The sequence below is a fragment of the Sphingopyxis sp. 550A genome (genome assembly GCF_053569535.1).
Genome location: NZ_CM131615.1, coordinates 1,140,974 through 1,165,634, shown reverse-complemented (window position 1 = coordinate 1,165,634; position 24,661 = coordinate 1,140,974). Strand labels below are relative to the sequence as shown.

Annotated in this window: 29 protein-coding genes; 13 read left to right on the top strand and 16 right to left on the bottom strand. The window is 66.3% G+C overall.

Annotated features, from left to right (window positions below):
• The first annotated feature begins 129 nt into the window (after nucleotides 1-129).
• Both hrcA and grpE read left to right on the top strand, forming a co-directional pair.
• Nucleotides 130-1,176 (top strand): heat-inducible transcriptional repressor HrcA, encoded by a 1,047-nt coding sequence (hrcA, locus tag ACVENA_RS05555; protein ID WP_449328896.1) that lies wholly within the window; start codon nucleotides 130-132, stop codon nucleotides 1,174-1,176.
• Nucleotides 1,177-1,180: 4 nt separating this feature from the next.
• Entirely contained in the window at nucleotides 1,181-1,729 is a 549-nt protein-coding gene (grpE, locus tag ACVENA_RS05550) for a nucleotide exchange factor GrpE (RefSeq protein ID WP_449327967.1), read from the top strand.
• A 168-nt stretch (nucleotides 1,730-1,897) separates the two neighbouring features.
• On the opposite strand, the gene def is transcribed toward grpE, so the two are convergent.
• On the bottom strand, nucleotides 1,898-2,431 hold the full coding sequence (gene def, locus ACVENA_RS05545) for a peptide deformylase (RefSeq protein WP_449327966.1): 534 nt from the start codon (nucleotides 2,429-2,431) through the stop codon (nucleotides 1,898-1,900).
• Between the two features lie 31 nt (nucleotides 2,432-2,462).
• The gene (recR, locus tag ACVENA_RS05540; RefSeq protein WP_257548906.1) at nucleotides 2,463-3,059 is read right to left on the bottom strand and encodes a recombination mediator RecR; all 597 of its coding nucleotides are present in this window, start codon (nucleotides 3,057-3,059) and stop codon (nucleotides 2,463-2,465) included.
• Between the two features lie 222 nt (nucleotides 3,060-3,281).
• On the opposite strand from recR, the gene fmt reads away from it, so the two are divergent.
• Together fmt and truA are read left to right on the top strand one after the other, a co-directional pair.
• Entirely contained in the window at nucleotides 3,282-4,202 is a 921-nt protein-coding gene (fmt, locus tag ACVENA_RS05535; protein WP_449327965.1) for a methionyl-tRNA formyltransferase, read from the top strand.
• Between the two features lie 99 nt (nucleotides 4,203-4,301).
• Nucleotides 4,302-5,042, top strand: a complete 741-nt coding sequence (gene truA, locus ACVENA_RS05530; protein ID WP_449327964.1) for a tRNA pseudouridine(38-40) synthase TruA — start codon at nucleotides 4,302-4,304, stop codon at nucleotides 5,040-5,042.
• Nucleotides 5,043-5,350: 308 nt separating this feature from the next.
• On the opposite strand, the gene ACVENA_RS05525 is transcribed toward truA, so the two are convergent.
• On the bottom strand, nucleotides 5,351-5,881 hold the full coding sequence (locus ACVENA_RS05525; protein ID WP_257548901.1) for a CarD family transcriptional regulator: 531 nt from the start codon (nucleotides 5,879-5,881) through the stop codon (nucleotides 5,351-5,353).
• 316 nt (nucleotides 5,882-6,197) lie between these two features.
• Here ACVENA_RS05525 and ACVENA_RS05520 point away from each other — a divergent pair, with 316 nt between their 5' ends.
• Nucleotides 6,198-7,010, top strand: a complete 813-nt coding sequence (locus ACVENA_RS05520; RefSeq protein ID WP_449327963.1) for an SDR family NAD(P)-dependent oxidoreductase — start codon at nucleotides 6,198-6,200, stop codon at nucleotides 7,008-7,010.
• A gap of 97 nt (nucleotides 7,011-7,107) precedes the next feature.
• Here the strand turns inward: ACVENA_RS05520 and ACVENA_RS05515 are convergent, their stop codons facing one another.
• From ACVENA_RS05515 to hisG, 5 genes are all read right to left on the bottom strand, one after another.
• Nucleotides 7,108-9,222 carry a sodium-translocating pyrophosphatase gene (locus tag ACVENA_RS05515; protein ID WP_449327962.1) on the bottom strand — a complete coding sequence of 705 codons (2,115 nt, stop codon included), beginning with the start codon at nucleotides 9,220-9,222 and terminating at the stop codon, nucleotides 7,108-7,110.
• Between the two features lie 180 nt (nucleotides 9,223-9,402).
• Entirely contained in the window at nucleotides 9,403-10,335 is a 933-nt protein-coding gene (gene thiL / locus ACVENA_RS05510; RefSeq protein ID WP_449327961.1) for a thiamine-phosphate kinase, read from the bottom strand.
• A gap of 155 nt (nucleotides 10,336-10,490) precedes the next feature.
• Nucleotides 10,491-10,940, bottom strand: coding sequence for a transcription antitermination factor NusB (gene nusB / locus ACVENA_RS05505; RefSeq protein WP_257548892.1), 450 nt, complete (start codon nucleotides 10,938-10,940; stop codon nucleotides 10,491-10,493).
• A gap of 136 nt (nucleotides 10,941-11,076) precedes the next feature.
• Nucleotides 11,077-12,369 carry a histidinol dehydrogenase gene (gene hisD / locus ACVENA_RS05500; protein WP_449327960.1) on the bottom strand — a complete coding sequence of 431 codons (1,293 nt, stop codon included), beginning with the start codon at nucleotides 12,367-12,369 and terminating at the stop codon, nucleotides 11,077-11,079.
• Nucleotides 12,356-13,012, bottom strand: a complete 657-nt coding sequence (gene hisG / locus ACVENA_RS05495) for an ATP phosphoribosyltransferase (protein WP_449327959.1) — start codon at nucleotides 13,010-13,012, stop codon at nucleotides 12,356-12,358. The genes hisD and hisG overlap by 14 nt, the downstream gene beginning before the upstream one ends.
• 38 nt (nucleotides 13,013-13,050) lie before the next feature.
• Between hisG and ACVENA_RS05490 the strand changes: the two genes are divergently transcribed.
• Entirely contained in the window at nucleotides 13,051-14,133 is a 1,083-nt protein-coding gene (locus ACVENA_RS05490) for a DUF2332 domain-containing protein (protein ID WP_449327958.1), read from the top strand.
• A gap of 91 nt (nucleotides 14,134-14,224) precedes the next feature.
• On the opposite strand, the gene ACVENA_RS05485 is transcribed toward ACVENA_RS05490, so the two are convergent.
• From ACVENA_RS05485 to ACVENA_RS05475, 3 genes are all read right to left on the bottom strand, one after another.
• Nucleotides 14,225-14,683 (bottom strand): hypothetical protein, encoded by a 459-nt coding sequence (locus ACVENA_RS05485; protein WP_449327957.1) that lies wholly within the window; start codon nucleotides 14,681-14,683, stop codon nucleotides 14,225-14,227.
• Between the two features lie 66 nt (nucleotides 14,684-14,749).
• Nucleotides 14,750-15,220, bottom strand: coding sequence for a DUF1465 family protein (locus ACVENA_RS05480; protein WP_449327956.1), 471 nt, complete (start codon nucleotides 15,218-15,220; stop codon nucleotides 14,750-14,752).
• Between the two features lie 191 nt (nucleotides 15,221-15,411).
• Entirely contained in the window at nucleotides 15,412-15,609 is a 198-nt protein-coding gene (locus ACVENA_RS05475; RefSeq protein WP_257548871.1) for a YdcH family protein, read from the bottom strand.
• A gap of 140 nt (nucleotides 15,610-15,749) precedes the next feature.
• Here ACVENA_RS05475 and ACVENA_RS05470 point away from each other — a divergent pair, with 140 nt between their 5' ends.
• Entirely contained in the window at nucleotides 15,750-15,908 is a 159-nt protein-coding gene (locus ACVENA_RS05470; protein WP_105998073.1) for a YdcH family protein, read from the top strand.
• A gap of 49 nt (nucleotides 15,909-15,957) precedes the next feature.
• Here ACVENA_RS05470 and ACVENA_RS05465 read toward each other — a convergent pair whose 3' ends face one another.
• The 4 genes from ACVENA_RS05465 to ACVENA_RS05450 all read right to left on the bottom strand — a co-directional run bounded on the left by ACVENA_RS05465 (nucleotide 15,958) and on the right by ACVENA_RS05450 (nucleotide 18,566).
• Nucleotides 15,958-16,341, bottom strand: coding sequence for a PilZ domain-containing protein (locus ACVENA_RS05465; RefSeq protein WP_449327955.1), 384 nt, complete (start codon nucleotides 16,339-16,341; stop codon nucleotides 15,958-15,960).
• A gap of 94 nt (nucleotides 16,342-16,435) precedes the next feature.
• A complete protein-coding gene (gene dksA / locus ACVENA_RS05460) occupies nucleotides 16,436-16,897 on the bottom strand; it encodes an RNA polymerase-binding protein DksA (RefSeq protein WP_257548867.1) in 462 nt (153 codons plus the stop codon).
• Nucleotides 16,898-17,165: 268 nt separating this feature from the next.
• Nucleotides 17,166-17,507 (bottom strand): hypothetical protein, encoded by a 342-nt coding sequence (locus ACVENA_RS05455; RefSeq protein WP_257548864.1) that lies wholly within the window; start codon nucleotides 17,505-17,507, stop codon nucleotides 17,166-17,168.
• A 60-nt stretch (nucleotides 17,508-17,567) separates the two neighbouring features.
• Nucleotides 17,568-18,566, bottom strand: a complete 999-nt coding sequence (locus ACVENA_RS05450) for a hypothetical protein (RefSeq protein WP_257548862.1) — start codon at nucleotides 18,564-18,566, stop codon at nucleotides 17,568-17,570.
• A gap of 29 nt (nucleotides 18,567-18,595) precedes the next feature.
• Here ACVENA_RS05450 and ACVENA_RS05445 point away from each other — a divergent pair, with 29 nt between their 5' ends.
• From ACVENA_RS05445 to ACVENA_RS05425, 5 genes are all read left to right on the top strand, one after another.
• On the top strand, nucleotides 18,596-18,940 hold the full coding sequence (locus ACVENA_RS05445; RefSeq protein WP_257548860.1) for an ArsR/SmtB family transcription factor: 345 nt from the start codon (nucleotides 18,596-18,598) through the stop codon (nucleotides 18,938-18,940).
• A complete protein-coding gene (locus tag ACVENA_RS05440; protein ID WP_449327954.1) occupies nucleotides 18,937-19,398 on the top strand; it encodes an SRPBCC domain-containing protein in 462 nt (153 codons plus the stop codon). The genes ACVENA_RS05445 and ACVENA_RS05440 overlap by 4 nt, the downstream gene beginning before the upstream one ends.
• Before the next feature lie 144 nt (nucleotides 19,399-19,542).
• A complete protein-coding gene (gene serS / locus ACVENA_RS05435) occupies nucleotides 19,543-20,817 on the top strand; it encodes a serine--tRNA ligase (protein ID WP_257548855.1) in 1,275 nt (424 codons plus the stop codon).
• Between the two features lie 108 nt (nucleotides 20,818-20,925).
• Nucleotides 20,926-21,702 (top strand): 5'/3'-nucleotidase SurE, encoded by a 777-nt coding sequence (surE, locus tag ACVENA_RS05430; RefSeq protein ID WP_257548853.1) that lies wholly within the window; start codon nucleotides 20,926-20,928, stop codon nucleotides 21,700-21,702.
• Between the two features lie 33 nt (nucleotides 21,703-21,735).
• On the top strand, nucleotides 21,736-22,833 hold the full coding sequence (locus ACVENA_RS05425) for a potassium channel family protein (protein ID WP_449327953.1): 1,098 nt from the start codon (nucleotides 21,736-21,738) through the stop codon (nucleotides 22,831-22,833).
• Here ACVENA_RS05425 and ACVENA_RS05420 read toward each other — a convergent pair.
• A complete protein-coding gene (locus ACVENA_RS05420) occupies nucleotides 22,790-23,116 on the bottom strand; it encodes a DUF423 domain-containing protein (RefSeq protein ID WP_257548838.1) in 327 nt (108 codons plus the stop codon). The two genes, ACVENA_RS05425 and ACVENA_RS05420, sit on opposite strands and share 44 nt — an antisense overlap.
• A 96-nt stretch (nucleotides 23,117-23,212) precedes the next feature.
• Between ACVENA_RS05420 and rimO the strand changes: the two genes are divergently transcribed.
• Nucleotides 23,213-24,598: a 30S ribosomal protein S12 methylthiotransferase RimO gene (gene rimO, locus ACVENA_RS05415; protein WP_449327952.1), complete on the top strand. Its 1,386-nt coding sequence runs from the start codon at nucleotides 23,213-23,215 to the stop codon at nucleotides 24,596-24,598.
• Nucleotides 24,599-24,661 lie beyond the last annotated feature (63 nt).

The following is a 24,661-nucleotide window of genomic DNA, read 5'->3' as shown; positions in this document are numbered from 1 at the left end:
AAAGGCGCAAAGGCGCGAAGAGACAGTTGGAAAAGAGCTGGATTCCCGCCTTCGCGGGAATGACGAAGGGAATGACGGAAGGCGAGCACGATGCTTGCCCCTCCCCCGCGCCGCCCCTACATCCTCGGCATGACCAATCCGCCGATCACCGAACTCACCACGCGCGCCCGCGACGTGTTCCGGCTGGTCGTCGACGCCTATCTCGAAACCGGCCAGCCGGTCGGGTCGCGCACCCTGTCGAAACTCGCGGCGCTCAACCTGTCGCCGGCGTCAATCCGCAACGTCATGCAAGACCTCGAGGAATATGGCCTGCTCGCCAGCCCGCACACCAGCGCGGGGCGGCTGCCGACCGAACAGGGTCTCCGCCTCTTCGTCGACGGGATGATGCAGGTCGCCGAGCCTTCAGCCGAGGACCGCGCGCAGATCGAGGCGAGCCTTGCCGACGGCGGCGGGCCGATCGAAAGCGCGCTCGCGCAGGCGACCGCCGCGCTGTCGGGCCTGTCCGCCTGCGCCGGGCTCGTCCTCGTCCCCAAGCATGAGCGGGTGCTGAAGCAGGTTGCCTTCGTGCCGATGTCGGGAACGCAGGCGCTCGTCGTGCTCGTCGCGGGCGACGGCACGGTCGAGAATCGCGTCATCGACGTGCCCGCCGGGCTCAACCCCTCGACGCTCGTCGAGGCGGGCAATTATGTGAGCGCGATGCTCGCAGGGCTGACGCTGTCCGACGCGATGGCGCGGGTGCGGCGCGAGATCGAGGCCGAGCGCATCGCGATCGACCGCGCCGCCGCCGACCTGGTGTCGCGCGGGCTCGCGATCTGGTCGTCGGACGGCGCCGACCGGCCGGTGCTGATCGTGCGCGGCCAGGCGAATCTGCTCGACGAAAGCGCGCTCGGCGACCTCGACCGGGTGCGGCAGCTGCTCGACGAGCTCGAAACCAAGCAGGAAATCGCGGGCCTGCTCGACAGCGCGCGCGAGGGCAGCGCGACGCGCATTTTCATCGGGTCGGAGAACAAGCTCTTTTCGCTGTCGGGATCGTCGGTTATCGCCGCGCCCTATCATGGCAGCGACGGCCGCGTGGTCGGCGTGGTGGGGGTGATCGGCCCGACGCGCTTGAACTATGCGCGGATCGTTCCCATGGTGGATTTCACCGCACAATCTCTCTCCAGACTGATACGATAGGATTATGACGAACACCGAAAACGATACGCCCGTCGAAGAGGGTCAGGCCGAAGCGACCGCAACCGAGGCTCCCGCCGCGGAAACGCAGGACGAAGCGGCGAAGCTTGCCGAGCAGCTTGCGGCACTCCAGCAGGATCTGCTCTATGCGCGCGCCGAGACGCAGAACGTCACGCGCCGCAAGGACAAGGAGATCGCCGACGCGCACGCCTATGCGGCGACCAAATTCGCGCGCGACATCTTGTCGGTCGCCGACAATCTGGGCCGCGCGCTGGCGTCGCTCAGCGAAGAACAGCGCGCCGACGAGACGATCAAGCCGCTACTCACCGGGCTCGAAGCGACCGAGCGCGAACTGATGAGCGTGTTCGAGCGCAACGGCATCACCCGCATCGCCGCGATCGGCCTGCCGCTCGACCCGAATCAGCATCAGGCGATGCTCGAAATCCCGAGCGACAAGGAAAGCGGCACGATCGTGCAGGAAATGCAGGCGGGCTATATGATGAAGGACCGCCTGCTGCGCCCCGCGATGGTCGGGGTCGCGAAGAAGGCGGAGTAAGTTATTCCCTCTCCCGCTTGCGGGAGAGGGCAGCGAGACTTGCGGACTTGTCCGCTAGTCGCAGCGGGTGAGGGTTTGCTCCGCCAACGCGGGTCACCCTCACCCAGCTTCAGCTAGGCAGCAAGCTGCCAAGCTTCCGCGACCCTCTCCCCTAAGTGGAGAGGGATTTTACGCCGCCTTGCGCATCTTCGCGAGCTTCTTCAGCACCATCTCGCGCTTCAGCCGCGACAGATGATCGATGAAGAGAATGCCTTCCAGATGGTCGTGCTCGTGCTGAATGCACGTCGCCATCAGCCCGGTCATGCGCTCCCGATGGTGCTTGCCGTCCACGTCCTGCCAGTCGACGGTGACTTCGGCTGGGCGCGTCACATCGGCATATTGCTCGGGAACCGACAGGCAGCCTTCCTGATAGACGCTGTGCTCCTCGCTCTCGTCAGAGAAGACGGGGTTGATGAAGACGCGCGGGTCACGGATAACGGCCTTGCCCTCCTCATCGTCGGGATCGGGTTCCTGCAGGTCGATGACGAGGATGCGCTTCGCCACCCCGACCTGAATCGCGGCAAGCCCGATGCCGGGCGCGTCGTACATCGTCTCGAACATGTCCGCGACCAGCGTCTTCAGCTCGGCGTCGAAGGTCTCGACGGGCTTGGAAATGACGCGCAACCGGGGGTCCGGGGTCTCTATGATGGGTAACAGGGCCATGGGTGCGAGGTATGAACTCGAACGCCCGCCGTCAACCCACCGGACGCCGCGCCCGTAACGCCTGCGCCAGCGTTCCTTCATCCAGATAGTCGAGCTCGCCGCCCACCGGCAGGCCGTGCGCGAGCTGGGTCAGGCGCACCGGATAGCCTTCCAGCCGCTCGGCGAGATAATGCGCGGTCGTCTGCCCCTCCAGCGTCGCATTCATCGCCAGCACGACCTCGTCGATGCCGCCCGCGGCGACGCGGTTCACCAGCGCGTCGATGCTGAGGTCCTGTGGCCGCACGCCTTCCAGCGCCGACAATCGCCCGCCCAGCACATGATATTTGCCCGGAAACAGCCGCGACTTGTCGAGCGCCCAGAGGTCCGACACCTCCTCGACGACGCACAGGCTGCGCGCGTCGCGGCGCGGGTCGGCGCAGATCGCGCACGGATCCTGCGTGTCGACATTGCCGCAGACGGTGCAGGTGACGAGCCGTTCCGACACCGTCTGCAGCGCGGCGAGCAGCGGCGCGAAGCTGCTCTCGCGCTTCTTCATCAGGTGCAGCACCGCGCGCCGCGCCGACCGCGGGCCGAGCCCCGGCAGGCGGGCAAGTTGCTGGACGAGCGCTTCGATTTCGGTGGAGGCCATGCTCAGCACCTATCGCGCCGGACGGCTCCACACAATCCTCTCCCCTTGCGGGAGAGGATGCCGGAGCTTAGCGCGAAGCGCCTAGCGAAGGCTGGAGAGGGGGCGCGACGCAGCTGCCCCCTCTCCCGCTGCGACTAGCGAGCAAGCTCGCAAGTCTCGCTGCCCTCTCCCGCAGGGGGAGAGGGGTTGATTGTCGCACCGCCGTCCGCCAAAGCGCCGCCCATGCGCATCGCCTTCATGGGAACGCCGCCCTTTGCGGTGCCAACGCTCGCCGCGCTTCACGCGGCAGGGCACGAAATCGCCGCCGTCTATACCCAGCCGCCGCGCCCGGCGCAGCGCGGCAAGAAGGTGCAGCAGAGCGCTGTGCACGTCTGGGCCGAAGCGCATGGCCTGCCCGTCCGCACCCCGAAGAGCCTGAAATCCGCCGAGGAACAGGTGGCCTTCGCCGCGCTGAACCTCGATGTCGCCGTGGTCGCGGCTTACGGCCTGATCCTGCCGCAGGCGGTGCTCGATGCGCCGCGTGAGGGCTGCCTCAACGTCCATGGCTCGATCCTGCCGCGCTGGCGCGGCGCGGCGCCGGTGCAGCGCGCGATCCTGGCGGGCGATACCGAGACCGGCGTGACAATCATGCAGATGGACGCCGGGCTCGACACCGGCGCGATGCGGCTGGTCGATACGACCGTAATCGCGGGCAAGAGCGCGGGCGAGCTCACCGACGAACTCGCCGAAATGGGTGCGCGGATGATGGTGACGGTGCTGAGTGATCTTTCCGTCTTCGCGCCCGTGTCACAACCCGAAACAGGCGTCACCTATGCCGCGAAGATCGACAAGAGCGAGGCGCGGCTCGATTTCCTGACCAGCGCGGTGCAGGTCGAACGCCAGATTCGCGCCTTCAACCCGATGCCGGGGGCCTTCTTCGAGCTGGACGGCGAGCGTTACAAGATTTTGGCGGCCGAGGTCGTGCACCCGACGGAGACGGTCGCGGGCGCCACACCCGGTGTCACGCTTGACGATGCGCTGACGATCGCCTGCAACCCCGGTGCGATCCGCGCGACGCGCGTGCAGCGCGCGGGCAAGCCCGCGATGGATGCCACCGAACTGCTGCGCGGGCGGGCGATCGCAAAGAGTATGCGCCTTTCCTAAGTCCGTTCGCATCGAGCGAAGTCGAGATGCCCCTCGGGCTAGGCGCGTTCTCGATGGGTGTCTCGACTTCACTCGACACGAACGGCTAAGGGAGCGGCGATGACAAGATTTGCCCTCACCATCGAGTTCGACGGCCGCCCCTTCATGGGCTGGCAGCGGCAATCGCACGGCCCCAGCGTCCAGCAGGCGCTGGAAGAAGCGGTCACGCGCATCACCCGCGAGGAAACTCCGGTGCATGGCGCGGGGCGGACCGATGCGGGCGTGCACGCGATCGCGATGCGCGCGCATGTCGATATCGAGAAAGTGATCGAGCCTTTCCGCCTGATGGAAGCGCTCAACGCGCAGCTTCGCCCCGCCCCCATCGCGGTGCTCGCCTGCGAGACGGTCGCGGACGATTGGCACGCGCGCTTTTCGTGCATCGGGCGCGCCTATGAATATCGCATCGTCAACCGCCGCGCGCCGCTGACGTGGGATAAGGGGCTGTCGTGGCAATTCGCCAAGCCGCTCGATGCTGGAGCGATGCACGGCGCGGCGCAGGCGCTCGTCGGGCGGCATGACTTCACCACCTTCCGCTCGGTGCATTGCCAGGCCGAAAGCCCGGTCAAGACGCTCGACCGGATCAGCGTCAGCCGCCACGGCGACGAGATCGTCATCGAGACCGCGGCGCGCAGTTTCCTGCATCATCAGGTGCGCTCGATGGTCGGCTGCCTGTCCATGGTCGGCGAAGGCAAATGGTCAGCGCGCGACTTGAAGGCCGCGCTCGATGCGGCGGATCGCAGCGCGCTGGGGCTGAATGCGCCGCCCGACGGCCTCTATTTCGTCGCGGCGAAATATCCGTAAGCCCCACAATATTTTCGCGCAGAGGCGCAGAGATCGCAGAGAATAAAAGGGTTCACGCGGAGACGCGGAGAGGTTGCGATTATCGCGAAGCGACTTTTCCTCTTCGGCGCTGCGATAGTCCGCGTCGTTGCGGGAGCAAGGGGCCTGACGACCCGGAATCTTCCCCTCCGCGTCTCCGCGTCTCCGCGTGAACAAAAACTCTGCGATCTCTACGTCTCCGCGCGAATCGCCTCCCCCCTCACGTCAAAAAAAGGGCGGCCCTTTATAAGGACCGCCCTTTCATTCCCCCCCTTTGGAAATCCGCGGCGTCAGACCGCCTTTTCCAGATAATATTTCGGCGCATGCTCGTTGAGGATCTGGAGGATCTTCGCCTGCGCGGTCTTTTCGTCGCTTTCCTCCATCGCGCCCAGTTCGCGCGCGAGGCGGCTCGACGCCGCTTCGAAAATCTGACGCTCCGAATAGCTCTGCTCGGGCTGGTCGTCGGCGCGGAACAGGTCGCGGGTCACTTCGGCGATCGACACGAGGTCGCCCGAATTGATCTTCGCTTCATATTCCTGCGCGCGGCGCGACCACATGGTGCGCTTCACCTTCGGCTTGGTGGTCAGAACCTGCAGCGCTTCCTTCAGCGTCTTGTCCGACGACAGCTTGCGCATCCCGACGCCTTCGGCCTTGTTGGTGGGAACGCGAAGCGTCATCTTTTCCTTTTCGAAACGCAGAACATAAAGTTCGAGCTGCATCCCGGCGATTTCGGATTTCTGCAATTCGATGACGCGCCCCACGCCATGCTTTGGGTAAACGACATAATCTCCGACTTCAAAGACGAGCGTGTTTGCGGACATGCAAGTTCCTTTCTTGGCCTTGCCGGTGGGCTGGGAAGCGCAAAAAGCCGGGTGCATCCTGCCCTTGTCGAAAGGGGGATCGGCAATTTCGGGCGGCGCTAGCCAGTCAGAGTGACAAGGGATATGGCTCCATAAGGACGCCGTCAGTCCCCTGGCGCCCGGCGGGCGGGAGGCGGACTATCGACGCGTTGATATTTATTATAGCAGAGTCGCAACAAAATTGCCACCCCCTGCACGGAAAACCGTGGGATTGGCCGCTTGACGCCGCTTTACACCCGTTTCAAGCTGCAACCGATAGCTAAATGGGGATGCCGATATGAAAGATCAAATCTGGTGGGTTACCGGCGCATCGTCGGGCATCGGCGCGGCGCTGGCGCGGGGACTTGCGGGCCGGGGTGCGCGGCTGATCCTGTCGGGCCGCAACGTCGCGGCGCTCGAAGCGGTCGCGAAGGACTGCGGACCCGGCACGATGATTCTGCCGTTCGAGGCGACCGATTACGCCGCATTGCCAACGCTGGTGCAGGAAGCCTGGGACTGGTGCGGCCGAATCGACGGCCTCGTCAACAACGCCGGCATTTCGCAGCGCAGCCTGGCGATCGACACCGATTTTTCGGTCTATCAAAAGATCGTCGATGTCGACCTGCTCGCGCCGATCGCCCTCACCCAGCAGCTTTTGCCGCGGATGATCGAGGCCGGCGGCGGACATATCGTCGCCATCTCCAGCGTCGCGGGGATTCTGGGCGCACCGCTGCGCAGCGCCTATTCGGCCGCCAAGCACGGGCTGATCGGCTATCACGACAGCGTCCGCGTCGAAAATGAGCATCGCGGGCTGAAAGTCCTCGTGGTCGCGCCGGGGTCGGTGCGCACCAACGTCAGCCGCAACGCGCTGAACGCCGACGGCAGCACGCGCGGGACCAGTGACGCGGTGATCGAGAACGGCATGTCGCCCGAAGATGCCGCGACGCAGATTCTTGGCGCCATCGCGGCGGAAAAGCGCGAGATCGTCGTCGCAGAAGGTGCCGAAGCCGATATGGCCCGCCTCCGCCGCGCCGACCCCGACGCGCTGTTCGACCGGATGAGCGCCACGGTGCAGGCCGGCTTGGCGGCGCAGTTGAAGACCGGAGAATGAATTCCCGCCATCCCGGCGAAGGCCGGGAGGCGAAAAGAAAAGCCCCGCCGGAGCGCTCTCCGGCGGGGCTTTCTTTTGCCCGTGAGGGCGGCGCGGCCTAGGCGGCGCCGTGCGCCAGCGCCGCGAGGAGCAGGATCGCCACGATATTGGTGATCTTGATCATCGGGTTGACCGCCGGACCCGCGGTGTCCTTGTAGGGATCGCCGACGGTGTCGCCGGTCACCGCGGCCTTATGGGCCTCGCTGCCCTTGCCACCGTGATTGCCGTCCTCGATATATTTCTTGGCATTGTCCCATGCGCCGCCGCCCGAGGTCATCGAGATGGCGACGAACAGGCCGCCGACGATCACGCCGAGCAGAAGCGCGCCGAGCGCTTCGAGCGCCTCGGCCGGACCGGCCACGGCGCGAATGACGAAGAACACCACGATCGGCGCCAGCACCGGCAGCAGGCTGGGCACGATCATTTCCTTGATCGCCGCCTTGGTGACCAGGTCGACGGTGCGGGCGTAGTCGGGGCGGCTGGTGCCGTCCATGATGCCCTTGTTGTTCGCGAACTGGTCGCGAACATCCTTCACCACGTCGCCCGCCGCCTTGCCGACCGCGGTCATGCCGAGCGCGCCGAACAGATACGGCAGCAGCGCGCCGAGCAGCAGTCCGACGATGACATAGGGAGACGACAGCGAGAAGGTCAGCGGCGCATCGAGGCCGAGCTTCGCCGAATATTCGCTGATGTCGGCGGTATAGGTGCCGAACAGCACCAGCGCCGCCAGCCCCGCCGAACCGATGGCATAGCCCTTGGTCACCGCCTTGGTCGTGTTGCCCACGGCGTCGAGCAGGTCGGTCTTTTCGCGAACGCTGTCGTCGAGACCGGCCATTTCGGCGATGCCGCCGGCGTTGTCGGTGACCGGACCATAAGCGTCGAGCGCGACGACCATGCCGGCTAGCGCCAGCATCGCGGTGGCGCCGAAGGCGATGCCGATGATGCCCGCGATCTGATAGGCAACGATGATGCCGACGCAGATCACCAGCGTCGGCAGCGCGGTCGATTCAAGGCTGATCGCCAGCCCCTGGATGACGTTGGTGCCGTGGCCGGTTTCCGACGCCTTGGCGATGCTGCGCACCGGACGATAGTTGGTGCCGGTGTAATATTCGGTGATCCAGATGATCAGGCCGGTGATGACGAGGCCGACCAGCGAGCAATAGAAGAGGCTGCGGCCGTTGAAACCGGTCCCCGCGATCGTCGCTTCCATGTCGCCGAGCGCATATTGCGTCGAGAACCAGATCGCCGGGATCGAGAGGATCGCGGTGACCAGAAAGCCCTTGTACATCGCGCCCATGACATTCGTGCCGCCGCCAAGCCGCACGAAATAAGTGCCGATGATCGAAGTGATGATGCACACGCCGCCCATCAACAGCGGCAGGGTCATCAGCGGCAACAGCATGTCGCCCGCGCCCTTCAGCAGCAGCGCGATCAGCACCATGGTGGCGCCGACGGTGACGACATAGGTTTCGAACAGGTCGGCGGCCATGCCGGCGCAGTCGCCGACATTGTCGCCGACATTGTCGGCGATCACCGCGGGATTGCGCGGATCATCCTCGGGAATTCCGGCCTCGACCTTGCCGACCAGGTCGGCGCCGACGTCGGCGGCCTTGGTGAAGATACCACCGCCAAGACGCGCGAAGATCGAGATGAGCGAAGCACCGAAGGCGAGCGCGACGAGCGCATCGACGACGGTACGGTCATCGCCGCCGACGCCATAGCCGCCGGGGCCGGTCAGATACCAGAAGAAGACCGAGATCGCGAGAAGCGCGAGGCCCGCCACCAGCATGCCGGTGATCGCGCCGGCGCGGAACGCCATCGTGAGCCCCGTCTGCAGCCCCTTCTGGGCCGCGGCGGCGGTGCGGACGTTCGCCTTCACCGAAATGTTCATGCCGACGAAACCGGCAACGCCCGACAGCACCGCGCCCAGCACGAAGCCGGTCGCCGAAATCGGCCCGAGGAACAGCCCGACGAGGATGGCGACAACGATGCCGACCATGGCGATGGTGCGATATTGGCGGCCGAGATAGGCCTTGGCGCCTTCCTGAATGGCGCCGGCGATTTCCTGCATCTTCTCATTCCCCGCCGATGCGCCGAGCACCTGCCGCGAGGTAATGAACCCATAGAGCACGGCCAAAAGGCCGCACGCTATCGCGATCAAAACCGGATTCATGCGTGTCTGTTCCTTCCCCATCGAGAAGGGCGAACGCAAAGATAGCAGTCGAACGTCCGACTTATTGATGCCGGCTCGCTCTCTCCCCTGATGCGACCGCCCCAAATTGGACGCGGGGGTTATGGGAAGAAAGAAAGCCGAGGGCAAGCCTGCATTAGCGTCACCCCGGCAAGGCGGGATCTAATGCATGAACCCCAGCCGCTCGGGCAGCGCGATCCGCTGCGCCCGGTGGATCAGCGTCAGCCCCACGCCCACCCCGGCGTGACCGACAGGGGTCACCGCGACGCCGAGTCCCGCCGCAATCTCGCGGATCGCGGCGGCCTCGCCCGGATCGGCCGCGAACAGCAGTTGATAATCGTCGCCCGCGGTCGCCGCGGCGAGGCGCGTGTCGAGGACGTCGGGGCGCACCGCGAGCAGCGCCGCCGACAGCGGCACCGTCTCGACCATCAGCGTGACGTCGCAGCCGCTCGCCGCCGCCATGCGCTCCGCGTCGATCAGCAGGCCGTCGGAGACGTCCATCATCGCATGGACGTGCGGCACCAGCGCCTGCCCCAGCGTGAGCTGCGGCTGCGGGCGGCTGTAGGCGGCGAGACAAGTCTCGTTGGCGTCGATTTCTCCGAGCCGCATCGCCAGGCCGACCCCGGCGTTGCCGATCGTGCCGCTGACCCAAAGCTGATCGCCCGGGCGCATCCCGCTGCGCGACGGCACGCCCTCGAGCGGTGCCCTGCCGATCGCGGTGAGGCCAAGGCTGCGCGGCGCCCCTGCCGGCACGCCGACGGTATCGCCGCCGAGCAGCGGCAACCCGTAACGCCGCAACACGATGTCGAGGCCGTCGGCAAAAGCGGCATCCCAGTCCGCGTCGCCCGCCAGGCTGTAGCCGAGCAGCACCCCGACCGGCACCGCGCCCTTCGCGGCGAGATCGGAGAGATTCACCGCGACGAGTTTCCACGCGACATCCTGCGGGCGTTCGTCGGGAAGGAAATGGACGCCCTCGACGATCATATCGTGGGTGAGGACAAGGCCCTCGAACACCGCGACATCATCGGCGAGCCCGCGCGCGGCGGGGTCGGTCGCAATGCCGCGCAGGCGGGCGATGAAATCGGCTTCGGTCATGGCGGAAATCGTAATGGATCGTGCGCGGGCATAAAAGATACCATAGCAGCGTGTCCCCGCGAAGGCGGGGACCCAGAGCGCATTTGCGCAACCGTTGGGCTTATTTCCGCTCTGGGTCCCCGCCTTCGCGGGGACACACGCGGTTGACGGGAGCGCTATTTCGCCCGCACATCCTTGCCGATCGCGTCGAGCAGGCCGTTGGCGAATCCCGCCTCGCGGCCATCGAAGAAGGCTTTCGCGACATCGACATATTCGCTGACCACCGCGCCGACCGGCACGTCGCCGCGCGCGATCAGCTCATAGGCGCCGGCGCGCAAGATCGCCTTCATCGTGCGGTCGAGCCGGTCCATCGTCCAGCCGCTCGCGAGCCGTGCGGTGATCGCGGCATCGACCTCGTCCGCGCGGGCGAGCGCGCCCTTTACGATGTCGTCGAAGAAGGGGATGTCGGCGTCGGCATATTCGGCGTCCTCGATGATCTTGCCGATGCGATGCTGGTGGAACTCGTGGACGAGCTGCGCGACCGGCGTGCCCTCCATCTCGTGCTGATAGAGCGCCTGCACGGCGGCGAGGCGGGCGGCGGAGCGGGACTGAGTGCGTTTGTTCATGGCGTGTCGCTTTATCTTAAATCGTCATCTGCTCAAATCGTCATCCCGGCGAAGGCCGGGATCTCGCCGGTTGCTCATTACGCAAGGTCGAGATCTCGGCCTTCGCCGGGACGACGAATGAAGGTCAAGGTCGGCTCTATTTCAATCTGTTCTGAACGCTGAGCGCATGCGCGGGCAGCCCTTCAGCCGTCGCGAGCGCGACCGCAGCGGGGCCGATCGCCGCCAGCGCGCCTTCATCCAGCGCAAGAAAGCTGGTGCGCTTCATGAAATCGGTCACCGACAGCCCGCTCGAAAAGCGCGCGCGGCGGCCGGTGGGAAGAACATGGTTGGGACCGGCGACATAATCGCCGATCGCCTCTGGCGTCTGGCGGCCGAGGAAGACCGATCCCGCGTGGCGCACCTTGGCGAACAGCGCGTCGGCCTCGGCCGCATCGACTGCGAGTTCGAGATGTTCGGGCGCGAGCCGGTCGCAGAGCGGAATCGCATCGGCCAGCGTCGGCACGACGATCACCGCGCCGTTGTCAGCCCAACTCGCCTCCATCGTGGCTGCCGTCGAAAGCGCGGGGATAAGTTCCGCCACCGCCGCCGCGACCGCATCGGCGAAATCGCCGTCGTCGGTGAACAGGATCGACTGGCTCGTCGGGTCGTGTTCGGCCTGGCTGAGCAGGTCAGCAGCTATGACGTGCGGCTCGTTCCGGCTGTCCGCGACGACGACGATCTCGCTCGGCCCCGCGACCATGTCGATGCCGACCACACCGTAAAGCTGGCGCTTGGCCTCGGCGACCCAGGCGTTGCCGGGGCCGGTGACGACGTCGACCGGCGCGATCCGGTCGGTGCCATGGGCCAGCGCGGCGATCGCCTGCGCGCCGCCGACGCGCCAGATTTCGTCGACTCCACCGATATGCGCCGCCGCCATCACGACCGGGTTCGTCGCGCCGTCGGGCGTCGGCGTGACCATCACGATCCGCTCGACCCCCGCGACCTTGGCGGGAAGGATGTTCATCAGCACCGACGAGGGATAGGCGGCCCGCCCGCCGGGGACATAGACCCCCGCGGCATCGACCGCGCTCCAGCGCGCACCGAGCCGCGCGCCCGTCGTGTCGCGATAGTCGCGATCCTCAGGACGCTGCGCGGCGTGATAGGCGCGGATACGCTCGGCCGCGAGGTCGAGCGCGTCGCGCAATTCGGGCGCTAGCGCGTCATAAGCGGCGGCGCATTCCTCCTTCGAGATGCTCCAGCCGCGCGCGTCCAGATCGACGCGGTCGAACCGCGCGGTATAATCGGCGAGCGCCGCGTCGCCCTCGGCCTTTACCCGCGCGACGATCGCGGCGACGTCGGCCGACACGTCCGACGCGCTCTCGCGCCGGTCGTTCACCAGCGCATCGAACGCCGCAGCGAAACCGGGGTCGGAGGCGTCAAGCCGCCGCATGGCCGACCGCCTGCCGGAATTTCTCGACCAGCGCGGGCACCTCGGCCGAGCGCAGCTTGAACGCGGCGCGGTTGACGATCAGCCGCGCGGAAACCTCGCTGATCACCGTCTGCTCGGCGAGCGCATTTTCGACCAAGGTCCGCCCGGTCGAAACCAGATCGACGATGTGCGAGGCGAGGCCCAGCTTCGGCGCAATCTCCATCGCACCGTTCAGCTTGATGCATTCGGCCTGAATTCCCTGCCCCGCGAACCAGCGGCGCGTTGTCGCGGGATATTTGGTCGCGACGCGGATATGGCTCGCCCCGATTCCCGGCGGCGCGGTGCCTTCAGGCCCCGCAAGCGACAGGCGGCAATGGCCGATGCCGAGGTCGACCGGCGCGTAAAGTTCCGAATAGTCGAACTCGTCGACGACGTCCGACCCGACGATGCCGAGCTGCGCCGCACCGTGCGCGACGAAGGTCGCGACGTCGAAAGCCCGCACACGGATCAGCGAGATATGCGGCTGGTTCGTCCCGAACACCAGCGCGCGGCTCTTCTTGTCGAAGAAATCCGCCGCGGGCTCGATACCGGCGGCCGCGAGCAGCGGCAGCGCCTCGTCGAGGATGCGTCCCTTGGGGATGGCAAAGATGATCGGTTCGGGCATAAGCGCCGTGCCTTTAAGCGGCGACGGGAGAAAGGGCAATGAGCGAGCGTTACGAGTTCATCGACATGGGCGCGACCGGCGCGGGCGCGGTGCGCACCGCCTTCGCGAACCAGGTCGCCTATTGCCGGGCGAGCGAAGCGCCGGTGACGGCGCGGATCGTCGCGGCGCTCGCAACCTTGCTCGACAAGCCCGCCACCGAATTTGCCCGCCGCATGGCGGAGTGGCAGGGCGCGCCGCTTGCCGACGCGCTGCCGCTGCGCGCCGCGGGCGGGCTCCACGCGCTGCACCTCGCGGGCGCCGCGCCCGAACTCGCGCCCATCTATGCCGATGCCGAGGACATCAACGACGCCGCGATCGTCGCCGGAGTCGTCGCACGGCACGAGGCGGCGCTGCTCCCCTGGCTCGACGGCCCGCCGCAAACCAACGAGGCGGGGCGCTCGTCGAATTTCGTCGCGGCGATGCTGTGGCTCGCTGATCAGGGCCTGCCGCCGCGCTTCGACTGTATCGAGATCGGGTCGAGCGCGGGGATCAACCTGATGCTCGATCGCTATCATTACGACCTCGGCGGGGTGCAGGTCGGTCCCGAGCCGGGCGCGATCGCCTTCACCCCCTATTGGCGCGGTGTCCATCCGCCGCAGCATGGAATCGAAATCGCGGGCCTCAAGGGCTGCGACGTCGCCCCGGTCGACCTCACCGATCCAGCGCAGGCGTTGCGCCTTAAGGCCTATATCTGGCCCGAACATCATATCCGCTTCGCGCGGATGGAGGCGGCGATCGCCGCGGCGCGCGAGGCGAAACCGAGTCTCGTCCGCGCCACCGCCGCCGACTTCGTCGAGGCCGAACTCAAAAGGCCGCAGAAGGAGGGCACGACGCGCGTCCTGATGCATTCGATCGTCTGGCAATATGTCCCCGAGGACCAGCAGATGCGGGTGACGACCGCGATGGAGGAAGCCGGCGCCGAAGCGACCGCCGACCGTCCGCTCGCCTGGATCGCGGTCGAGGCGAATCGCGCCGCGCATCATCACGAACTGGTCGTTCGCCACTGGCCGGGCGGCGAAGCGGGCCGCACCCTCGCCCGCTCGCATCCGCATGGCGCGTGGATCGAGTGGGTCGCCAGTTGATCGTCACCCCGGCGCAGGCCGGGGTCTCACCGTCACGCTGCATTGCCCCGTCGAGATCCCGGACTTCGCCGGGATGACGGAAGATATCAAGCTACGCCCCTGCTCCAACCGCATCCTCGGGCAGCAAATCGCGGCATCCGGTGAAGATCGCGCCCAGCCGTTCGCGAATCTCCGCCCACACTTGCTGTTCAGCAGCCGCGTCCGCGGGCACCGTCCCGGCGATCACGTCGATCGCGGCATCGACCAGCCCCTGATACCAGCCGAGCGGCACCTCGAGGGTGAAATGATGGTGCGGCACCGAATTTTCGAGCAGAATCTCGATCTCGGTCGGGCGTTCGAGACAATACATCAGGCAATAGAGGCAATTCTCGATCATCTCGCCTTCGAGCGCCGCGGTCTTGCCGAGCCCATGATGCTCGAAACTCGCCGCGGCACCCGGATGCCGCGCATAATAAAGCGTCATCACATGCGGCGTGACGTCGCCCAGCACCTCCGCCGCGCGCGTCAGACTCGCTTCGAGCAGCGCGAGCTTTTCGGCACGATCCATCATCCGCTCTCCCTTCACGGAAAAGAGTATTTCATATACTTCTTTTAGGGCAAGCGATTTTGGCGAAAATTACAGCCGCGCCGAAAGCTGCGCGAGCATCGTCTGCACCGGAGTCGCCGCCTTGTGCGCATCCCAGCCCGCCTCGATCGTCGCGATGCGTTCGAACAATCGCTCGCTCGCCGCGACGATGCGGCGAAGCGGCTCATCGAACCGCGCACAGATAGCCCAATCGGCAACCACCGGCGCGCCGATCCGTGCCGCGCTGTCGTTCGGACCGGCGCCGGGGTCGCCCGCGATCATCGCGCGGCGGTGCAGCAGCCAGGCGATGATGTGCATCAGCCGCGTCGTCGTCTTGAGCGATTCGCAGGCGAGCCCGATCCGCAGCAGGCTGTCGTCCTCCGCGCGGCCGAGATCGCGCTGCGCGGCAAAGGCGGCATGCGCTTCGTCGGCGAGCAGCATCGCGTCGACATAGAGATTTTCGACCTGCGCGCGCTGCACCGGAAGGCTGGCCGCGCCCGCATCTGTCCGTCCCGTCACCATGGCGCAGGAGATGGCATGACGTGAGCGGGGGCCGCAATGGCGCTAACCATGAAATTGGTGAGTGCCGTGTCCCGTTTTGAATCAAACCTCGTCATTGCGAGCGCAGCGAAGCAATCCAGAGCGGTTTACGCACACTCTGGATTGCTTCGCTGCGCTCGCAATGACGATGCATTTATGCGCCCGCCCGGCCTTCACGCGATGATGTCGGGAAGGAGTTGATCCTCGCACCAGGTGATTTCGTCGCGCAGGCGGAGTTTGCGCTTCTTCATGCGCGCAAGCTGAAGCTGATCGGGAACCGCCGCCTCGCCGAGCGCGATGATCGCGGCGTCGAGGTCGCGATGCTCGAGACGGAGCAGTTCCAGGCGCTGGGTGATTTCCTCGGCGTTCACGCCCCGCCTCCTGCCACGATCATGGCTCGTCCGCAACGGGCTGTCCTTGCGGGTAACCGACTGGCCGAATCGCGACGACAAGGGATGCGATTCGTGATTTACTCGGTCCTGCCAACACGAGTCGAAAAGGAGAATGGCCCATGAGCTTGTCGCACCTTTCCGCCCTGAAGTCCCGCCACGCGGACCTCGACGCGAAAATTGCGAATGAAGAGCGCCGCCCCAGCCCCGATACGGCATTATTGGCGCAAATGAAAAAGCAGAAGCTGCGGCTGAAAGAAGAAATGGCCGCGACCGCCTGAGCGTCGCAGACCGCTACCGCCCCGCTGACGCCCTCCCCTGCGGAACGCCTCAGCGCCGGCGGTAGGACGGTCGATTGAGCGCCGAGATATGCGGCGGAACTTCCATCCTTTGAACCACCTGACGGCGCACCGCCTGCGGATCGACGGCGCGATCGAAGGCGATGCCGAATTTCCCCTCGCCGACCCAGACGATACGGCCCGGCACGAAACCGACGTTGCGCAGTTCGACCTCGACCGCCGCGCCCTCAGCGACACCGCGCACCGGCGCCTCGGCCAGCATGCCGCCTGCCGACAGGTTGCGCACGCGCACGACAAGCGGCGCCGACTGGCCAGGCAGCAGAAGATTGGCCTGCATGAACAGGCTGTCCCGATCGGCGCCGCGCGACAGCGCCGCCACTTCCTCGTCGACCGATAGCGATTCCTGCGATTCCATTGCGACCTCAATCCCCGCGCTGCATGCCAGGCGGCGAATCTAGATCGCAGCGATTGCGGAAACGTAAATAAGGCCCGGCCTGTCCCGGCGCGGATCAATCTTCGCGCGAGATGCGCTCGTTGCGCTCGTGACGCTCCTGCGCCTCCAGCGTCATCGTCGCGATCGGGCGCGCCTGCAGCCGGGCGAGCGAGATGGGCTCGCCAGTGACGGCGCAATAGCCATATTCGCCTTCGTCGATCCGGCGCATCGCGGCGTCGATCTTGGCGATCAGCTTGCGCTGGCGGTCGCGGGTGCGAAGCTCGATCGCCCAGTCGGTCTCGCTCGACGCGCGGTCGGCGAGGTCGGGCTCGCGCAGCGGACCATCCTGCAGGTGCGCCAGCGTCGATTCGGCTTCGGTGAGAATCGATTTCTTCCATGCGAGCAGCAGGTTGCGGAAATACTCCTGCTGCCGCTCGTTCATAAATTCTTCGTCGTCGCTGGGGACATAGTCCGAATCGAGATTGGACTTGGCTTCCAGGAGCGCGTCGGCGCCAACATCGGCGATCTGGGTTGGCATAAAGGGCTTCTCGCGTCCTTTCCTGTCTCCTCAGCCGCCCGGGACGGACGACCAGGGGAATGCGCCGCGCCTATAACCACCCCCAAGGAACGACACAAGCGCCGAAGCCGCGACTAGCGACGAAGCGCTGAAGCCAGGGTGAACCGGGCCGGCATTCATGACCTCTCGTCTTTCGCCAAATTAACCGATGGGACCGAATCGAAGGGATTTCCGTTCTGATTTGGGACAGTTATGCGTATTTTCCTTGATTCCGGGGGCGGTTTCCCGCTCACGGACAGGTAAACGCAGTTAACGCCATGGACGCGTTCACAAAGCTTTGTCCTTTTGGCTTTAGCGGGAGGTGCAACAGGAAACGCCTGTCGCGCCTGCAACGGGAAAGAGAGAACGGGAATATGTCTGTCCGAATGGCCCTCGCCAAGCTTTGTGCCTGCACCTGCGGCGGCGCCCTCATCGGGGGCGGCGCGATGCAGATCGCCGACGTGCCGAAGGCGCGGGCATCGACCGTACAGTCCTGCACGCCGTGCGGCGCGAAGAAGGTCGTGCGCAAACGCCACGCCGCGCGCAAGCCGGTAAAGCGCATCCGCCGCGTCGTCACGACGAAGCGAATCATCCGCACCGTCACCCCGCAACAGCAGGTCGTGACGCAAACGATCCCCCTGCCTCCGATTCCCTATGCTCCCTTCCCGCAGCGCGGCTGGGAAGGCGGCGGCGGCAGCGGCGGCGGCGTCACGGTGATCGGCGGCGGTTTTGGCGGCGGCTTCGGCGGCGGCTTTTTCGGGGGCTTCTTCGGCGGCAGCTCGGGCGGCAGCAGCGGCAGCGTCGTCGTAACCTCGACCACGACCGGCGGCGTATCGACCTCTACCAGCTCGACCTCGGGCGGCGTGTCGACCTCTACCGGCAGCGTTTCCACCTCGACCTCGACCGGGGGCGTTTCGACGTCGACGGGTAGTGTCAGCACCTCGACCGGCGGGGTCTCGACCTCGACGGGCAGCGTCAGCACGTCTTCGGGCAACGTCTCGACCTCGTCGGGTAACGTCAGCACTTCGTCGGGCAATGTGTCGACCTCGACCGGCGGCGTCAGCACCTCCTCGTCGAGCAGCAGCTCGTCGTCGAGTTCGTCGTCCTCCTCTTCCTCCTCGTCGTCGAGCTCTTCCTCATCGGGCGGCGGCAGTTCGCACGGCCATGGCAGTTCGGGCTGGGGCAGTTCGTCGAAGGGCAGCTCCGGCTGGGGCAGTTCCTCGCACGGCGGCAGCTCGTCCTCCTCGTCGAGCAGCAGTTCCTCTTCGTCGTCGAGCAGCAGTTCGTCGAGCGGCGCCACCTCGTCGGGCGCGACCGGCGGCAGCAGCAGCTTCGGCAGCACCAGCAGCTCTTCGTCGTCGAGCTCGTCTTCGTCGAGCTCGTCTTCCTCCTCGTCGTCCAGCTCGGGCGGCAGCACCAGCAGTTCGTCGGGCGACCCGACCCCCGTGCCGGCGCCGCCGATGATGCTGTTGTTCGGGGCCGCCGCTGCCGCGCTCGTCGCGCGCCGCCGCGCCGCGAACCGCAACGACGAAGAAGCCGACGCGGCATAGATCCACTGGCGGTTGCGGGCGACCGAAGCCCGCACCACCTGACTGAGGGCCGTCCCGCGGGGCGGCCCTCTCTTCATGCGCGGCACAATATAGTTTGCCAATCGGTGAACTATATTCTATGGTTCACCATATGGCGAACCAACAAATGGCTCTCGACACGGTCTTTCACGCACTCGCCGACCCGACCCGGCGCGCGGTGATCGGCCGCCTGCTGAAAGGCGCGGCGCCGGTGACGCGGCTTGCCGAGCCGTTCGCCATGGGCCTTCCCGCCTTTCTCAAGCATCTCGCGGTGCTCGAAGCATCGGGGCTGATCCGGTCGGAAAAGCGGGGCCGCGTGCGAACCTGCCAAATCGATGCCGACCGGCTCGCCGCCGCCGAAGGCTGGCTCGCCGAGCAGCGCGCCATCTGGCAGGGTCGTACCGACCGCCTCGCCGCTTTCGTCGAATCGCAGAATTCACAGGAGAAAGCATCGTGACGAGCGACACCGAACTGACCATCTCACGCCTGATCAAGGGGCCGCCGTCGGCGGTATGGGACGCGTGGAGCGACCCGGCCAAGCTCGCTTCATGGTGGATTCCCGCCCCGATCCTGTGCCGCGTCGATACGCTCGACCTCCGCCCCGGCGGCGGCTTCGTGACCCGGATGCGCGAAGGCGACGGCGACTGGCAGCCGCATGTCGACGGCTGCTTCCTCGAAGTCCTTCCCGAAAAGCGGCTCGTCTTCACCACCGTGATGACCGAAGGCTGGCAACCCGTCGAACCTTGGCTCGCGATCACCGCGATCCTGACCTTCGCGGCGCAGGACGGCGGCACCCTCTATTCGGCGCGCGTGCTCCACAAGAGCCCTGAGGACAGCCGCAAGCATGAGGAAATGGGCTTTCAGGACGGCTGGGGCACGACGCTGGGGCAATTGGCGGACATGCTGGAAGGCTGAACGTTCGTCGCCCCCGCGAAGGCGGGGGCCGCCATCGGCCTTTCCCCTCGTCGCTGCGCAAACCGCCAGCAGCCCCCGCCTTCGCGGGGGCGACGAACGGGATCAAGGCTTGCACCGCCCGCGCTGCCCCGCCATAGCGCGGCCATGCACGATATCCGCCTGATCCGGGAGAATCCCGCCGCGTTCGATGCCGGGCTCGCACGTCGCGGCCTCGAACACCTGTCCGCCGAAATCCTTGGCCTCGACGCGTCGCTGCGCGCCTTGCAGACCGACATTCAGGCCGCGCTCGCACGCCGCAACGAAGCGTCAAAGGCGATCGGCCAGGCAATGGCAGCAGGCGACAAGGAAAAGGCCGAAGCGCTGAAGGCCGAGGTCGCCGCCCTCAAGGCCACCCTCCCCGCAAAGGAAGAGACCGAGCGCGAGCAGCTTACCGCGCTGCACGACAGGCTCGCCGCGCTGCCCAACATTCCCGCCGCCGACGTTCCCGATGGCGCGGACGAGGATGCCAATGTCGAGATCGCGCGCTGGGGCACGCCGCGGACCTTCGACTTCGCACCGCAGGAACATGCCGACTTCGCTCCAGCGCTCGGGCTCGATTTCGAGACCGCGGCGAAGATGTCCGGCGCGCGCTTCGCTTTCCTGCGCGGCCAGATGGCGCGGCTCGAACGCGCGCTCGGCCAGTTCATGCTCGACAGGCAGACCGGCGAGCCCGGCTATGTCGAATGCGCGACGCCGCTGATGGTGCGCGACGAGGCCGCGTTCGGCACGACCCAGCTCCCCAAGTTCCGCGAGGATCTGTTCCAGACCACCGACGGCCGCTGGCTGATCTCGACCTCCGAGATGAGCCTGACCAACGCGGTGCGCGAAGAGATATTGCCCGAGGCCGAGCTGCCGATCCGCATGACCGCGCTCACTCCCTGCTTCCGCTCGGAAGCCGGTGCGGCGGGCCGCGACACGCGCGGTTATATCCGCCAGCACCAGTTCTGGAAGGTCGAACTCGTCTCGATCGTCCGCCCCGAGGACAGCGACGCCGAACTCGAACGCAAGACAAGAGCGGCAGAGAAAATATTGGAAGAATTGGATCTTCCCTATCGCAAGATGCTGCTGTGCAGCGGCGACATGGGCTTTTCGGCGCGCAAGACCTATGATCTCGAGGTGTGGTTGCCCGGTCAGAACGCCTATCGCGAGATTTCGAGCTGCTCGAACTGCGGCGACTTTCAGGCGCGGCGCATGAACACCCGCTTCCGCCGCGAAGATGCGAAAGGCAACGAGTTCGTCCACACGCTCAACGGCTCGGGCCTCGCGGTCGGGCGCACGCTCGTCGCGATCCTGGAAAATTACCAGCAGGCCGACGGCAGCGTCGATATTCCGGCGGCACTGCTGCCCTATATGGGCGGGATTACCAAGCTTACCCCTTAATCCGTTCGTGCTGAGCTTGTCGAAGCACCGTCCTTCTTCTTACAGCGCCAAAGAAAAGAACGGCCCTTCGACAAGCTCAGGGCGAACGGAGGTTGAGAAAGACAAGACATGCGCATCCTCCTCACCAACGACGACGGCTATCACGCCCCCGGCATGGCGGTCCTCGAAGCGATCGCGCGCCAGCTTTCGGACGACATCTGGGTCTGCGCGCCGTCGGAGGAGCAGTCGGGCGCGGGCCATTCGCTCACCCTCTCGCGCCCCGTGCGCATTCGCCAGCACGGCGAGCGGCGCTGGTCGTGCACCGGTACCCCGACCGACTCGGTGATGATGGCGGTCGGCAAGCTGATGCCCGAAAAGCCCGACCTGATCCTGTCGGGGGTCAATCGCGGCGCGAATCTGGGCGACGACATCACTTACTCAGGCACGGTTTCGGCGGCGATCGAGGGTGCGCTCGCGGGCATTCGCTCGATCGCGCTCAGCCAGGTCTATGCACGCGAAGGCATGGGCGACAGCGTGCCGTTCGAGGCGGCCGAGGCGTGGGGCGCGAAGGTGCTGCGCCCGCTGCTCGCGCTCGACATGCCGCCGCGCACGCTGATCAACGTCAATTTCCCCGCGATCCCCGCCGCCGCGGTCAAGGGCATCCGCGTCACGCGGCAGGGCTTTCACGATTACGGCCGCGGCTCGATCGTCGAGGGCACCGATCCGCGCGGCTATCCCTATTACTGGTTCGGCCTGCACGGAATCGAGCACAGCCTGGGGCACGACAGCGACCTCGAAGCGATCGACGACCATCATATCTCGGTCACTCCGCTCCAGCTCGACCTGACCCACGACGCCTCGCTCGCGACGCTGCGCGGGGCCTATGCGGCGGAGTTTGCGGGCTAGCCTTCGCTGCAAGCCTTTGGCAAAAGGACCGCAATGAGCCGGCGGCCCAATCCGAAGCTGAAACTGCAACAGGGTTTCCAGACGCTGCGCCGCGCGGCCAAATGGCCGGTCTGGGCGGACCTCGGCGCGCGGCTCGGTCTCGCCTTCGCGCTGATTGCGATCGTCATCCTCGTCCACTGGATCGACCGCGCGGGGCTCCACGACAGCCACGACGGGCAGATCAGCTTCCTCGACGTCGTCTATTTCACGATGATCTCGGTCACGACGACGGGCTTCGGCGACATCGCCCCGGTATCCGACCGCTCGCGGCTGATCGAGGCGGTGATTGTGACGCCGATCCGCATCGCGATCCTCTTCATCTTCCTCGGCACCGCCTATAGTTTCGTCATCAAGCGCACATGGGATAAATGGCGTATGGCCCGCATTCAGGCAAAACTCACCGACCATATCGTCGTCCTCGGCTTCGGCGTCAGCGGCAGCGAGGCGGTCAAGGAACTGATCGCGCGCGGCACCGACCCCGCGTGCATCGTCGTGATCGACCCGTCGCGCGGCCGGATCAACGCCGCCGAGGCGATGGGCTGCAATGTGATGGAGGGCGATGCATCGAGCGACGAAACCCTCCTCGACGTGCGGATCGCCGAGGCGCAGTCGGTGCTGGTGTCGGCGGGGCGCGACGACACCTCGATCCTGATCGTGCTGACCGTCCGCCACCTCGCGCCCGAGGTTCCGATCAGCGTCGTCATCCGCACCCAGGACAATGAACTGCTGGCACGGCAGGCGGGGGCGAGCAACGTCATCAATCCGGTCAGCTTCACCGGCCTGCTCCTCGCGGGATCGGCGCAGGGCGAGCATATGGCCGATTATATGGCCGACCTCGCCGGGACGGGCGGGCGCGTGCAGCTTCGCGAGCGGCCGATCAGTTCCGAGGAGATCGGGCGCGGCCTCGACCAGCTCGCGAGCGGCGGCCGCGGCCTGCGCGTCTATCGCGGCGGCAAGCCCTATGGCTTCTGGGAGCCCGAGGCGCAGCGGCTCGAAGCCGGCGACACGATCCTGGAAGTCATCAATTGCGAGGATTGCGAAGCGAGGCCTAGCCCCGCCAGTAAATCCACCCCGCCCAAAGCCAGCCGATAATCAGCAAAGTCCCGCCGATCGGGGTCACCGCGCCGAGCCATTTCGGCGCCCCGAGCGCCATCGCATAGAGAGTCGCGGCAAAGATCGCGGCCCCGACCAGCAAGGTGATCGCCGGCCCGCGCGCGCTCCCCATGATCGCGAGCGCCGCGACTGCATGGACAAGCTGATAGAGGCCGCCGGTACGCAGCCACTCGGCCTGCTGCGGCCCCGCCGCGCCATGCGCGCCGAACGCTCCCGCCGCCACCGCGATCGCCGCTGAAATCGCCGCCAGCACGCCTATCATCATCGCATCGTCCTTCCCTGCCCGATCGCCGCGATGCATGGGCCAGCGCGCTACGCGTGACAAGGGCCATGAAATCGACTATGGGCGCCGCCGATCATGACAGTCAAAACTCTCCCTGCCCAGCCGAAGGTCGGCATGGTGTCGCTCGGCTGCCCGAAGGCGCTTGTCGACAGCGAGCGGATTCTCACGAAGCTCCGCGCCGACGGCTACGGCCTTTCGCCCGATTATGCCGGCGCCGACGTGGTGCTCGTCAACACCTGCGGCTTCCTCGATTCGGCGAAGGAGGAAAGCCTCGAGGCGATCGGCGAGGCGATGGCAGAGAACGGCCGCGTCATCGTCACCGGCTGCATGGGCAGCGAGGCCGACGTCATCCGCGCACGCTTCCCGAAGGTGCTCGCTGTCACCGGCGCGCATCAATATGAGCAGGTCGTCGATGCCGTCCACGACGCCGCGCCGCCGACGCAGGGCCCGTTCGTCGATCTCGTCCCAGGTCTTGGTCATGACGGGGGCGGGCTGAAACTCACGCCGCGCCATTACAGCTATCTGAAGATCAGCGAAGGCTGCAACCATAGCTGTTCCTTCTGCATCATCCCCGATCTGCGCGGAAAGCTGGTCAGCCGCCGGATCGACGCGGTGCTGCGCGAGGCGGAAAAGCTCGTCGCGGCGGGAACGAAGGAATTGCTCGTCATCAGCCAGGACACCTCGGCTTATGGCGTCGATATCCGCCACGACCCGCGCGCGTGGAAGGGCCGCGAGGTCCGCGCGCACATGACCGACCTCGCGCGCGAACTCGGCCAGCTTCGCACCGGCGAGGGCCGCGCGCCGTGGGTGCGCCTCCATTATGTCTACCCCTATCCGCACGTCGATGCGGTGATCCCGCTGATGGCCGAGGGGTTGCTGACGCCGTATCTGGACATCCCCTTTCAGCACGCGAGCCCGAGCGTCCTCAAGCGGATGAAGCGCCCCGCGAACGAGGCCAAGGTGCTCGAACGTCTGAAGGCGTGGCGCGCGATCGCCCCCGACATCGCGGTCCGGTCGAGCTTCGTCGTCGGCTTCCCCAGCGAAACCGAAGAGGATTTCCAATATCTCCTCGACTGGCTCGACGAAGCGCAGCTCGACCGCGTCGGCGCCTTCCGCTTCGAGCCGGTCGCGGGCGCGCAGGCGAATGCCCTCTCCGATCCGGTCCCCGAAGAGGTCAAGGAAGAACGCTACCAACGGATCATGGCCAAGACCGCCGCGATCAGCGCCGCGAAACTGGAAGCCAAGATTGGCCGCACGCTCCCCGTCATCATCGACGAGGTCGGCGAAGCGGACGAAGAGGGCAGCATCGGCGCCACCGGCCGTTCGCAGGCCGACGCGCCGGAGATCGATGGCCATGTCTACCTCCGCGACGTCGCGGCGACGCTGAAGGCCGGCGACATCGTCGATATCGTCGTCGAGGATGCCGACGAGCATGACCTGTTCGGGGTGGTCAGCGCCTGACCCGCTGAAAATTGGGAACGCTCCTGACCGATCGATGTTAAAGCAATATCGACCGGAGGGCGG